We start from the raw sequence: 12350 nt of genomic DNA, 5'->3' as shown, positions 1-12350 counted from the left end.
AGCTAAGGGGGCAAGCTTGATGTGTACAAAAAATGCTCGTCTAGTGATGTTGGTTTTTTGAGCAGTAAAGCAGAGGTCAGCTCACTGCGTGAGATAAAGTAGTCGCACAATGGGTTGTAAACCAATTCGACAAAAACGCTTTTGGGTGGGCGTAAATTGTCACAAATTGTAATTCCGGCAAGATGAGTAACGTGTTATTTATTTGGATTTAATTAACGAGTGTTATTTTCTTGTGTGAGAGGAGGGGGAGTTTTTATTCTGCGACAAAAAAGGAGGTGACCAAAAATGTCATATGTGAACCATTATTTGTAAGTATTTATTTAAAATACAGGTTTGCCAAAAGATAATGCGCCGCGCTGTAGGGTTAGCGCGGTGCAAAAGAAATGAACGGGTTAATTAATTTACCCAGCAAACCAGTTATTTTTACTGGGGCTTCGCTTACAGACAGGCATAAACAGTCTTCATTTTGGGTGGCCATGGGGCGGTGAATGTCTCCCGGTTGCTTTTCTATATAGTCGCCTACCGTGTAGGTGCCTAGTTCATCAGAAAAACTTCCTTCCAATACAACAGTGATTTCTGTGCCGCCATGGTCGTGCTCCGCCACCTTGCCGCCGCGTTTTATGCGGTGAAAACACACTTCATATTGATCTTGGCCTACAGTAACAATGGCTTCTTTTAACGCGGGTGATACTCGCTTCCATTTTAGTGGCCTTGCGGGGTGAATAAGCTTATTTATTACTTTGGGCAAGTTTGGCTTAGCACTTGTTTTTGTTGCTGTAGCCACAGGCGCTTTGATGTCGCCCATAGTGGGCGCAGCTTGAATGCGAGCCATTAATTGGGTAAAGCTAGTACTGGCCACTTGAGCTTTTGCGCTGGTTTCTAGCAGGGTGCCACCCAGCGAATTGAGTTGGCTAGCGCGGTGGCTGCATTGGGGGCAATATTCTAGGTGTGCGGCTACGCAAATTGCTAGTGCGGCAGGTAGGTTACCTGCGGAGTATTCTATTAATGTGTTGTCACTTGGGTGAAAGTTGGCCATGTTATTTGCCTCCTACGCAAGATTGAAGCTTTTTAAGCCCCAATCGAACTCGGGATTTGACTGTCCCTAGCGGAAGGTTTAGTTCTTCCGATATTTCTGTGTGTGATTTACCTTCCATATATACCTTTTTCAGGCAGTGCGACTGATCTTCGGGGAGCGTGCTTAAAAAGTCGCGCACACTCTCTGTATCGCGCGCTTGTTGTAAATATACAAAGGGTTGGTGGTCTAGGCTTTCGTCCCAAATATCATCGGCTTCTAATCCATCTACTATATTTGTTGTGTGCTTACTGTTTTTGCGCAAATAGTCGATACGCGTGTTGCGCACAATGGTAAATACCCAGGTACTGGCAGCGGATTTACGCGCATCAAAGGAGGGGGCTTTTTGCCAAACTTTAAACATCACTTCTTGTACAAGCTCTTCTGCATTCTCGCCACTAAGACCAGAAGCATGCATTTGGCAAAAGCCCTTTATTAGGGGGGCGAAATGCTCAAAAAGGGCTGCAAATGCCGTTTGATCTTGGCTTGTTGCTACTCGCTCAAGCAAACCTGACCAATTGTCGTCTCTACGGTAGTCTGTATCCATCCGTCTTTCGGGGCCTTTTTGCCTAGAAGTTGTTGATGCGAGCATACCAGTTTCTCTTTAGATGGACACGATTATGTATTTGCTGAGTTATACGTGGGGTTTTCAGTATTGGATCAAGTGATCCAAATAAAAAACAGCAGCGTACAAATGCCCAACGAGGGAAACTCTGACTAATCAGCATATAAGCAACAGGTGGTAACACTCATGAAAAAGCTCGTTGACAACATTATCCAGCTCTATTGCGAGTTCGATCATGCCAACCTTGACGCTCTTGGCGATATCTATCATCGGAATATTGTTTTTGTAGACCCGGTTCATCGCCTTAAGGGCCTAGATGACCTTGTGAGCTATTTTAAATCCACCATGCAAGGCACCAGTGAGTGTGTCTTTAGTTTTAGCAGCCCCATTGTAGATGGCACCAATGCTTGCCTTGAGTGGCAAATGCACTACCGCCACCCAAAGCTGAAAGGTGGCGATAGGTTAACGCTCGATGGCGTTTCTCGGGTGCAGATAGCCGGTGAGCAGGGGGCGGATATGCGAATTATTTACCAGCGTGACTATTACGATTTAGGGGCAATGTTGTACGAGCATATCCCTGTGCTTGGGCGTGTTGTTGGTTCGCTTAAAAATCGCTTAGCTGTGCAGTAACGGAGGCTGTAATGAAAACTTCATCTGGCTTAACGATTTCGAACGCTACCGTCTGGGTGACTGGGGCAAGCTCTGGTATTGGCAAAGCATTGGTGCATCAGCTAGCACAGGCTAATAATTTTATTATTATCAGCGGTCGCAACGAAGCATCGCTATCGGCATTAGCCGCTAGCGCCCAAGGCAATATAGTCGCGTTACCATTTGATGTTGCCGATGCAAGTAGTCACGCCATGGTGAAGGCGCGCCTAGGAGCATTAACCGACCATATAGATATAGCAATTTTGTCTGCCGGTACTTGCGAATATGACGATGGCCCCACCTTAGATGAAAATATGTATAAGCGAGTAATGGATACAAATTTTTTTGGGGCAGTAAATACCGTTCGGCTAGCGTTACCTTTTTTGCAAAGTGCCACTAAAAATAAAGTGCGACGACCTAAAATAGTCGCGGTAAGTAGCATGGCGTGCATGGCTGCTTTCCCACGTGCGGAAGCCTATGGTGCCTCCAAAGCTGCATTGGAATATTTTATTCAGTCGTTAGCGGTAGATTTAAAAAGCCAGAAAATAGACGTGGCTATTGTGCGCCCAGGCTTTGTAGACACCCCGTTAACACGAAAAAATGATTTTGATATGCCGTGGTTGATGGCGCCCGAAGAAGCCGCCAATAGAATATTACGCAATTTGAAAAAGAATAAGCTCTTTATACATTTTCCGTGGCCAATGGCTATGCTTTTAGGTGTAGCAAAGTTATTCCCTAGTTTGTGGCTGCATTACATCGCCCCCAAATTAACCAAGAAAGAGGCGTTTTAAATGAAGGTAGCAATTATTGGCAGCGGTATTTCTGGTTTAACAGCTGCATACCTATTAAATAAGCAGCACGATATAACCCTTTTTGAAAAAGAGGCCAGGTTGGGTGGCCATACTGCAACCATAGACTTTAGCTTAGATGGTAAAGACTACGCTATAGATACTGGCTTTATTGTATTTAATGATAATACCTACCCCAATTTTATAAAACTATTGGGGCAGTTGGGGGTGAGCTATAGCCCTACGTCAATGGGGTTTAGTGTTAGCTGCCCTAAAACAGGGTTGGAATACGCAGGCAATAATCTCAATACACTTTTTGCGCAACGTAGACGATTATTCGATTTGTCGTTTTGGTGCATGCTAAAAGACATAATACGCTTTAATAAGCAGGCGCAATATGATTATGCGAATGACAATATTCCCGCTGATTTAACTCTGGGTGAATATTTGGCCATTAATAAATATTCCGATAAATTTGCCCATTATTATTTGGTGCCTATGGGGGCTGCAATTTGGTCTGCCTCGTTTGCGGCAATGAAGCAATTCCCTGTGGTGTTTTTTGTTAAGTTCTTCTTTAACCATGGGTTGTTGGATATTACAAATCGGCCGCAATGGCGGGTAATTACAGGGGGCTCTAAATCTTATATTGCTCCGCTCACCAAAAGCTTTGAAGATAAAATTGTAACGCGAGCACATATTACGCAAGTTAAACGGTTAACGAATGGTGTGAATATCCAGTTTGACGATGGTCGTATAGAGCATTTTGATCAAGTGGTGTTTGCTACTCATTCCGATCAAGCGTTGGCACTGCTGGCAGATGCGAGCGACAAAGAACAAGAAATTCTGGGGGATATTCCCTATCAAACCAACAGCGTAGTGCTACATTTTGACGAGTCCATGCTGCCTAAAAGCAAGCGCACTTGGTCGAGTTGGAATTATTTACTTAAAGAATCAATCAATACCGATGGCGATTCTGAGCAGCTGCCCGTACTTACTTACAATATGAATATATTGCAAGGTATAAAATCGGAAAAAACCTTTTGTGTAACGCTTAATGCCGAGCAAGATATAGCCAAAGAAAAAATTGTTGGCCGCTATTACTACGCTCATCCGCAGTTTAGCCGCAAGGCTATACAGGCTCAAATGCGTTGGGATGAAATAAACGGGGTGAATAATACTTGGTTTTGTGGCGCTTATTGGGCCAACGGGTTTCATGAGGATGGTGTGGTTAGCGCTCTGCGCGTTGCCGAACGTTTTGGTGAGTTTTTGTAATGCGCGATTTGCACAGCGCCATATATACGGGTAGCGTTTTTCATAAACGTACTAGCCCCAAACTGCACATGTTTAAGTACAACGTCTTTATGGTGTACTTAGATTTGAATGAATTAGATGAATTTTTTTCGCTAAGTCGTTGGTGGTCACATATAAATTGGGCGTTAGCGCGTTTTAAACGGTCAGATTTTCACGGCGATAAAAAGCAATCGTTACAAAGTGCAGTTAAGCATACTGTGGAACAACAATTAGGCTTTAAGCCTGCAGGCCCAGTAAGAATGCTCGCTAATTTGCGTTACTTTGGCTACATCATGAACCCGCTAGTGGTTTACTACTGCTTTGATAAACAAGGTGAAAATCTGGAAGCGATTGTAGCCGAGGTAAATAACACCCCGTGGAATGAAAAACATCCCTACGTTTTAGATTGTCGTAAAAGCGCATTAACAATAGCAGATACAACAGCTGATGAAGCCAAGCGGCATGCTCATCAGTTTGAAAAAGCCTTTACTGTATCGCCTTTTAACCCTGTAAATATGACTTATCAGTGGCAATCTAGCGTACCTGCCAAGCAATTAAGTGTTCATATTCAAAACATATTAGCCGGCCAGCAGGTATTTGAAGCATCACTTATGCTTACGCGCGAAGAGGCCACAGCAAGAAATTTGCGCAAGTGTTTAATCCAGTACCCTTTTTTTACCGTAAAGGTAATAACCGCTATTTATTGGCAGGCACTAAAATTGTTTGTTAAGGGTGTGCCATTTCTTGGTAAGAACGCTATGTATCAAGGTAACACCACTTTAAAGAGTGAAATAAGCCAAAAAGTAAAGTAATTAACCCGCTAGAGAATAAACCATGAAATTAGCGAATACGATGAGTAAAACAAAGCGAGAAGATAACGTGCAAGTGGCTGCGCCGACTTTGCTCGATGGTTTGGCTAAAAAAATAGTTTTAACCTTGCTTAAACAAATGAGCGTTGGCCACCTAACGGTGGAAGATGGCGGTGAAGTGTTTAGTTTTGGCGAGCCGCAAACTAAAGCAAACGTTGTGGCCCATATTAATATTAAGCATGCCAGCGTTTACAGAAAGGTATTGTTTGCAGGCACAATTGGCTCTGCAGAGGCTTACATGGCTGGCCATTGGACAACGCCAGACCTAACCATGGTGGTGCGGGTAATGGTGTTGAACCAAGCCATGCTGCAAAACATGGATTCGAAATGGAGTGCAGCGTATAAGTATGTGGCGAGCAAGGTTGACCGGTTGCGTAAAAATACCAAAGTGGGTTCGAAGAAAAATATTGCCGCGCACTATGATTTGAGTAATGAGTTCTTTAGTTTGTTTTTAGATTCTTCCATGATGTATTCATCGGCCATTTATAAAACGCCATCAACAAGTTTAGAAGAAGCTGCCGAATTCAAGCTCGATCATATATGTAAACAACTAAACCTTCAGCCCACAGACCATTTGTTAGAAATAGGTACGGGTTGGGGAGGCATGGCTATTTATGCAGCTAAACACTATGGTTGCAAAGTAACAACTACCACAATTTCTGAACAGCAATACCTCTATGCCAAGCAAGCGATTGAAAAGGCCGGCTTAGAAAACAAAGTTACCCTGCTGCAAAAGGATTACCGAGACCTTGACGGGCAGTTCGATAAACTAGTTTCTATAGAGATGATAGAAGCCGTTGGCTACGATTTTTACACACAATACTTTGCCAAGTGCAGCAGCTTATTAAAGCCAGATGGCTTAATGCTTATACAGGCTATTACTACCACCGATCAACGCTACCACCGAGAAAAAGACAATATCGACTTTATTCGAAAATATATTTTCCCTGGTGGTTGTTTGCCCTCTAATGCCGTGATTGCCGAGCATGTGGCTAACGACACCGATATGCACTTGGTGCAGCTGCATGATATAACCTTGGATTATGCTAAAACGTTAGCCGATTGGCGCAGCGCGTTTAGCAAAAAGCTAGACAGCGTGGTTGATTTGGGATTTGACGAATACTTTATAAAAATGTGGGAGTTTTACCTGTGCTACTGTGAAGGCGGGTTTAAAGAGCGAGTAATAAACACCTCGCAATTTGTGTTTGCCAAGCCAATGTGTAGAGCATTACCTCGCCCAGCCTAGCTCGCTTAATCTATAAACCCGTTACAATGCCTATAAAGAAGAATAACTAGCGCTGGCGTTTGTGGGTAGGGTGCCTCAAAATACTAGCGAATGCTTAGTTTAAAGCACTGGTAAAAGTGTAATGGGATAGGGGCTATATTTGTATGAGTTTTTTCAATAAGGGTAAGGGCTGGTTTTCTGACCCGTTGTTTCTAAAAAGTGCCGCGAACGCAGCCTTGTTTCAAGCTGGCTGGTGGATTTGCATTCTAGGGCCAATTGAAGCTGCTATAGGCTTTACTGCAGTGTATCTATTTGCCCACGCTAAGTGGTTATTACCAAACACTGTTTGGCAGCATGTAGTGCGTATTGTTGTTATAGGCTGTGCGATGGATAGCTTTATTGCATTCACCGGTATTTTAAATTTTGGTGAGCAAAGGCAGGTTATTCCCTTATGGCTTGTTTGTATTTGGGTAATGTTCGCCCCTTGTTTCTTTTTAAGTTTGCGCTTTTTAAGTAAGTTGCCTTTAGTGGCAGCTGCGTCGGGTGCAATAGGTGGCGCTTTGGCGTATTTCGGCGGGGCTGCTATTCGCCCAGATGTGCAATTAGGTGAACCTATTTTGCATTCGGTACTTATACTGGCAATTGTTTGGGCATTGTTTTTACCCTTAGTTTTTGCTTATGTAAACAGAGATGGTGTGCTAGCTGTAAAGGGGCATTCTTAATAAACGGTGTTTAAATTTTGACGCGGGTGTAAGCTATGAAGTATTTGGCGGTTCCATCTTCTTATACAAGCAGCAACACCGCTTTTCTGAGCAGCTTAATTTTATACCTGTGGGCAGTGGCTTCCTTCGCCAGCGAGCCCAATGAGCTAACGAAAAAACACTGCCCTAATACGCACGGTGCTATGGTCGTTGGCACCGCTTTACATCCCGAATTAAATACACTTCTATACTGTGAATACCATATATTGCAGAACAGTGATTCCGAACAGGCTGCGCGCAATCTTGTCGTTCGCTACTTTGACCGTAATAATGAAATCGCAAGTAAAAGAGTTGTATACGGCACAAACCCTTTGCAGCCAGAGATAATTCAAAAAGACTTTCGCTCGGGCGAGCAGCGTATTGCGCAACGCAATGCAGAAGGGCAATGGGTAATGACCTATCAGGAGTCTAAGCGCGATAGAGTAAAAACTCAGGTTGTAGAGCTTGGCGAAATGGGCGTAGTTGATTCTGGTTTTAATCAGTTTATAAAATTGCACTGGGATACCCTGCAAAAGGGTGATCCACTCGTTGTTGAGTTCTTATCCGTGCCTCATTTAAAAACAATTAAGTTACAGGTTAAAAGGGTAGAGTGCGTGCCTGAAGCCAATGGCGAGCGGGTTTGCTTTGGAATTCAGATAAATAATGCATTTTTGCGTTTAATTACGGGTGAGTTGTATTTGGAATACAGTAGTGCCAAGCAATTAGTGCTTTTTAGCGGAGTGGTTAATATTAGGAATGAAAAAGAAAAAACTCAAAAAGCCGTTATACAGTATAGCTATTATAATTAACTCAATTTGAGGGTGGGGGGAGTGTGAGGTGTGAGGCGATTGAGGCATGTACCAGCGGTAAAACAACAGTACATATCGCAGATAGAAGCGTTCTCATACTTGAGAGTTTTAGATCCATCTAAACCGCTTTTATCTACGATATGTACCTGTTTGGGCATCCAATCCCACAAGTAAAGGTTTCTTGCTATTCCCTAACGCAACCTTTGTAGTTTGGTGCTAAGTCACTGTAAGTGCTTAGCTACGCAGCTTAAAACGCAACCGTGTGTTAAATCCTTGCTGCGAACAGTCCATTGCTCAAAAATCCAGTAAAAACGGCCCTGTTCTTACAAAAAATAGGGCGCATCCATTGGCCTTGCTTGGCCTAGTGACTCCTTGTCTGGCATCCGTGTCAAATGGCTTCTAGTTAGCGTTTCCCTTGACCACCCTGGTCTCTTACACCTGTCCGTGTCTACATCCGTGTTGTGCTAGTCGCTTAGCGCTTCCGTTGGCCATGCTTGGCCATCAATCACTTCCGTGTGTACGTCCTTGTTGATGAGTATTCTCCATGAATAGGGGGGTAAGCAATAGTCGCAAAAGGAGGAAAAGTTTGTAGGAGATCTCCTACACGGTGCGTGGGATAAAGGCTTTAAATACTACGGGTATAAGGCGTGGGTGAGCTGTAGGCTAGGGTTAGCAGGCAATAGAGCGGTTGCGCCCCATTTCTTTGGCTTGGTACAAAAGGTTGTCGGCGCGTTGTAGCATCTCGGTTATCGATTTGTCTTGACTGGGTACAAAGGTGGTTATGCCAATACTTAGAGTGATGCCAAACGATGCAGAATTGTGCTCAATAACTGTATTTTCGCATTGTTGACGAATACGCTCTGCTACGGCGTATGCCCCCTCTAGATTGGTATCGGGGCAGCAAATGGCAAACTCTTCACCACCTAGGCGGGCGAGAATATCGGATTCACGGCAGGCGTTTTGGCAAATTTCGGTGATGGTGAGCAATGCTTCGTCGCCTGCGGCATGGCCGTAGGTGTCATTGATCATCTTGAAATGGTCGGCATCTAACATGAGCAAGGCGATATCGCGACCATGTCGAATTGTTTTGGTTAGCTCTGCTTCTGCCAGTTTAAAAAAGCTGCGCCTGTTATTAATGCCTGTGAGTGGGTCCCTAGTTGCTAAGCGTTCAAGCTCCTTGTTTGCTTTTTCCAGGTCGCGTTTGGCTTGTATAAGGCGAAGTGCACTGCGCATGCGCGCGGCGAGCACAGGGTATTCGATAGGTTTGCTTACAAAATCGTGGGCGCCTAGATCGAGCGCGCGGATGATGCTTTGGTCGCCAGTGGTTGCGGATACCATTATTACTGGGATCATTCGCGTGGCTTCGTCAGATTTAAGGATCTCTAATGTTTCTAAGCCGCTCAGGCCGGGCATGCGAATGTCTAACAGAATCATATCTGGCTTTTCAGCCGCTACCTTATCTAGGCACTCCTGCCCGGAGCGAGCAGGTTCGACGTCAAAGCCGTCGTCTTCCAAGTCGAAAGTGAGCAATACTATGTTGTCTTCTACGTCGTCTACGACAAGTATTTTCGTCATGCACTACTTCGATACTGTTGTGGGTGGTAAGGGTTATGCCTATGTATAGCTTAATGCGGTGGCGTCTTATTAATTCTGTAACCTACTAATGAGTGTAGTCAAAAAAATAACGCTTACCATCGAAATTTATTGAAGTTTTCAGGGTTTGCCCAAAATTTGGGATTATTCCAAGTGCGTTTGTGGTTATAAGTGCATAGATCGTAGTAATAACCAGTGTAGCCGTTTTGTTTGAGCAGGGGGCTGCTAATGGCTTTAAACCCCATGGCAATGAAGTCGGTGAGCTTCCAGTTGGACTGTGTGGGGGTTACTACCAATATATTGGGGGAAATGAGGTTTTTAAGGTGCCCCAGTAGCATTTGGCCGTTTGCTGGCGATAGAGTATCTATGCAGTCGTAAACCACTACGAGTGCTTCTGTGTGCTGATGCTGCTGTGCGGTATCGGCAGTCAGGGTTTTGATTGTTGGCAGTTCATCGCCTGGAGGTTGTTCGCTCTGCTCTGATGTGCAAACCAGCACGCTCTTGTGGCCTAATTCGATGGTTAGGCGGGTTATAAGAGTCCAATCTATAGGTTTGGTTTGCGTTGCAGGAATGGGCTCCATGCTTATATTGCGCCCAAGTGAGTGAGTGCTCTGGTGGCAAAATGGCGCACATGCTGCGGGCCATAGAGTTCATTGTTAGGAAACAGTGGCATTACGCCATCTAGGTCTTTAAAACAATGTCTAATACTGTATTCAATCTCGCCCCGGTGCAAAATATGCTGTAACAAAGCGATTAATTGCTCGTTGTAGTTACGTGTGCCTTCTATTGGGGCACCAGAATGTAAGGCGCTTTGCACTAAGCAGCGTATTATGCGGCCACTCGGTAAGTTAAGCTTTGGATGAAGTATTTTTAAATCGTCGCGTACATAGCGCAGGCTGCGTATTAGTTGCTTGGTATCTAGGGCTACGTGGTTAAGCTGGTTGAACGCGCTAAGCTTTTCGATTTTGGAACAAAGAGAGGGGAGCGGTTCGGAATCGGTTGGTCGTGTTGACGTATTGTCGTCTGTGCACGCTAACTGCTTTTTAAATCCAAGCATCACTAAGCCTTTATTGATAATTCGTATTATTGTTTTTGAATATCAATGAATAATTTTGGGTGGACGCTGGTGTTCATCGCGGAATTGCCTAGTGGCTGCGTTGGTACGTGCCATCATTTTATTCAGTACGTCGATATTGTTATTTAGTTTTTCTATCGCTTTAAATAGCTGTATTAAATCTTGTTTGTTTATTTCTTCGTTGGTATCTGTTGGTATTGTAATTTTCTCTAATTGGGTGTCCTTATCTTTCATTGTTAGTTACCACGTTTGTAAATTAAATGCTCCCCGAAAGGGGAGCAATAATACAGAAGTTGGCGAGTAACTGTAGGGAGGTTACTCCCAGCTTAGCGCGCCACCTGTTTGGTATTCAATTACGCGAGTTTCAAAGAAGTTTTTCTCTTTGCGTAAATCCATAATCTCGCTCATCCATGGGAATGGATTTTTCGCGCCGGGGTAAGCTTCTGCTAGGCCCAATTGCGCCATGCGGCGGTTGGCAATAAAGTGTAGGTATTCTTCCATCATGGCAGCGTTCATACCGAGTACACCGCGTGGCATGGTGTCACGTGCGTAAGCGATCTCTAGCTCGGTGCCTTCCAGAATCATTTGCTTGGTTTCCGCTTGGAACTCTTCAGTCCAAAGGTGCGGGTTTTCCAATTTAATTTGGTTGATTACATCAATACCAAAGTTAAGGTGCATAGATTCGTCGCGAAGAATGTATTGGAACTGCTCGGCAACACCAGTCATTTTATTGCGACGACCCATAGATAAAATTTGGGTAAAACCACAATAGAAAAAGATACCTTCTGTAATTACGTAGAAGCCAATCAGGTTGCGCAACAATTCTTGGTCGGCTTCTGGAGTACCTGTTTTAAACGTTGGGTCGCTCATGCCTTGTGTGTGTGCAATGCTCCATGCGGCTTTTTTAGCTACCGAAGGTACTTCGCGGTACATGTTAAATACTTCACCTTCGTCCATGCCTAAAGATTCAATACAGTATTGGTAGGCGTGGGTGTGAATGGCTTCTTCAAACGCTTGGCGCAACAAATACTGACGCGCTTCAGGGTTGGTAATGTGGCGATAAATGGCTAATACCAAGTTGTTTGCAACAAGCGAGTCAGCTGTTGAGAAGTAGCCCAGTGAACGCATAATAATACGGCGCTCATCTTCAGAAAGGCCATCGGGGCTTTTCCATGTGGCGACGTCTGCGGTCATGTTTACTTCTTGTGGCATCCAGTGGTTTGCACAACCATCTAGGTATTTTTGCCAAGCCCAATCATATTTAAAAGGTACCAGTTGGTTTAAGTCGGCGCGGCAGTTGATCATACGTTTATCGTCAACTTCAATACGCTCTGCGCCAATTTCCAATTCTTCTAGCCCTAGAGTGGGGTCCATTTCCGCAATCGCTTTTTGTGCTAAAGCAATCGCTTCGGCAGCATCTGCAGGGATAGGCTCTTTGGAGGCTTCGTAGTTTACAGGGGGCTCTTCAACCGCTGGGGCAGCCTTTAAGGTGTCTAGGCTCGCCTTGGCTACTTCGGGAGCAACAGTTTTTTCTTTCGCTGTCGCGCTGGTGGTGTCTTCTTCTTGATAATCGTCCCAATTAAGCATGGTGCAATCCTGGTGTACGTGGTGAATTCAAAATGTAATAAAGCTGATTGAGTGCTGTGGGGTGTTGTGGCGGGGGCTAAGCCCCCGCA

General features: G+C 44.5%; 14 protein-coding genes. 7 read left to right on the top strand and 7 right to left on the bottom strand.

Annotated features, from left to right (window positions below):
* Positions 1 to 364 precede the first annotated feature (364 nt).
* On the bottom strand, positions 365 to 1036 hold the full coding sequence (locus SDE_RS12930; RefSeq protein WP_011468949.1) for a ChrR family anti-sigma-E factor: 672 nt from the start codon (positions 1034 to 1036) through the stop codon (positions 365 to 367).
* Position 1037: 1 nt separating this feature from the next.
* Positions 1038 to 1664: a sigma-70 family RNA polymerase sigma factor gene (locus SDE_RS12925; RefSeq protein ID WP_011468948.1), complete on the bottom strand. Its 627-nt coding sequence runs from the start codon at positions 1662 to 1664 to the stop codon at positions 1038 to 1040.
* Positions 1665 to 1823: 159 nt separating this feature from the next.
* Between SDE_RS12925 and SDE_RS12920 the strand changes: the two genes are divergently transcribed.
* From SDE_RS12920 to SDE_RS12890, 7 genes are all read left to right on the top strand, one after another.
* Positions 1824 to 2267, top strand: a complete 444-nt coding sequence (locus SDE_RS12920; RefSeq protein WP_011468947.1) for a nuclear transport factor 2 family protein — start codon at positions 1824 to 1826, stop codon at positions 2265 to 2267.
* A gap of 11 nt (positions 2268 to 2278) precedes the next feature.
* Positions 2279 to 3076: an SDR family NAD(P)-dependent oxidoreductase gene (locus tag SDE_RS12915; RefSeq protein ID WP_011468946.1), complete on the top strand. Its 798-nt coding sequence runs from the start codon at positions 2279 to 2281 to the stop codon at positions 3074 to 3076.
* Positions 3077 to 4345 carry an NAD(P)/FAD-dependent oxidoreductase gene (locus tag SDE_RS12910; RefSeq protein WP_011468945.1) on the top strand — a complete coding sequence of 423 codons (1269 nt, stop codon included), beginning with the start codon at positions 3077 to 3079 and terminating at the stop codon, positions 4343 to 4345.
* Positions 4345 to 5175, top strand: coding sequence for a DUF1365 domain-containing protein (locus SDE_RS12905; protein WP_011468944.1), 831 nt, complete (start codon positions 4345 to 4347; stop codon positions 5173 to 5175). Before SDE_RS12910 ends, SDE_RS12905 begins: the two co-directional genes overlap by 1 nt.
* 40 nt (positions 5176 to 5215) lie before the next feature.
* On the top strand, positions 5216 to 6478 hold the full coding sequence (locus tag SDE_RS12900; RefSeq protein ID WP_049762637.1) for an SAM-dependent methyltransferase: 1263 nt from the start codon (positions 5216 to 5218) through the stop codon (positions 6476 to 6478).
* Positions 6479 to 6621: 143 nt separating this feature from the next.
* On the top strand, positions 6622 to 7179 hold the full coding sequence (locus SDE_RS12895) for a DUF2878 domain-containing protein (RefSeq protein ID WP_011468942.1): 558 nt from the start codon (positions 6622 to 6624) through the stop codon (positions 7177 to 7179).
* A 35-nt stretch (positions 7180 to 7214) separates the two neighbouring features.
* Positions 7215 to 8006 (top strand): hypothetical protein, encoded by a 792-nt coding sequence (locus SDE_RS12890; protein ID WP_011468941.1) that lies wholly within the window; start codon positions 7215 to 7217, stop codon positions 8004 to 8006.
* 669 nt (positions 8007 to 8675) lie between these two features.
* Here the strand turns inward: SDE_RS12890 and SDE_RS12885 are convergent.
* The 5 genes from SDE_RS12885 to SDE_RS12865 form a co-directional block, all read right to left on the bottom strand.
* Entirely contained in the window at positions 8676 to 9581 is a 906-nt protein-coding gene (locus tag SDE_RS12885; protein ID WP_011468940.1) for a GGDEF domain-containing response regulator, read from the bottom strand.
* A gap of 113 nt (positions 9582 to 9694) precedes the next feature.
* Positions 9695 to 10180 (bottom strand): DUF6231 family protein, encoded by a 486-nt coding sequence (locus SDE_RS21350; RefSeq protein WP_011468939.1) that lies wholly within the window; start codon positions 10178 to 10180, stop codon positions 9695 to 9697.
* 2 nt (positions 10181 to 10182) lie between these two features.
* Positions 10183 to 10656 carry a hypothetical protein gene (locus tag SDE_RS12875; RefSeq protein WP_011468938.1) on the bottom strand — a complete coding sequence of 158 codons (474 nt, stop codon included), beginning with the start codon at positions 10654 to 10656 and terminating at the stop codon, positions 10183 to 10185.
* Between the two features lie 42 nt (positions 10657 to 10698).
* Positions 10699 to 10908, bottom strand: a complete 210-nt coding sequence (locus tag SDE_RS12870; RefSeq protein WP_011468937.1) for a hypothetical protein — start codon at positions 10906 to 10908, stop codon at positions 10699 to 10701.
* 81 nt (positions 10909 to 10989) lie between these two features.
* Complete coding sequence (locus tag SDE_RS12865) at positions 10990 to 12261, bottom strand: ribonucleotide-diphosphate reductase subunit beta (protein ID WP_011468936.1); 1272 nt, start codon at positions 12259 to 12261, stop codon at positions 10990 to 10992.
* Between the last annotated feature and the right edge of the window lie 89 nt (positions 12262 to 12350).

The sequence above is a fragment of the Saccharophagus degradans 2-40 genome, from assembly GCF_000013665.1.
Lineage (GTDB): Bacteria > Pseudomonadota > Gammaproteobacteria > Pseudomonadales > Cellvibrionaceae > Saccharophagus > Saccharophagus degradans.
This window is presented reverse-complemented; position numbering and strand designations above follow the sequence as displayed.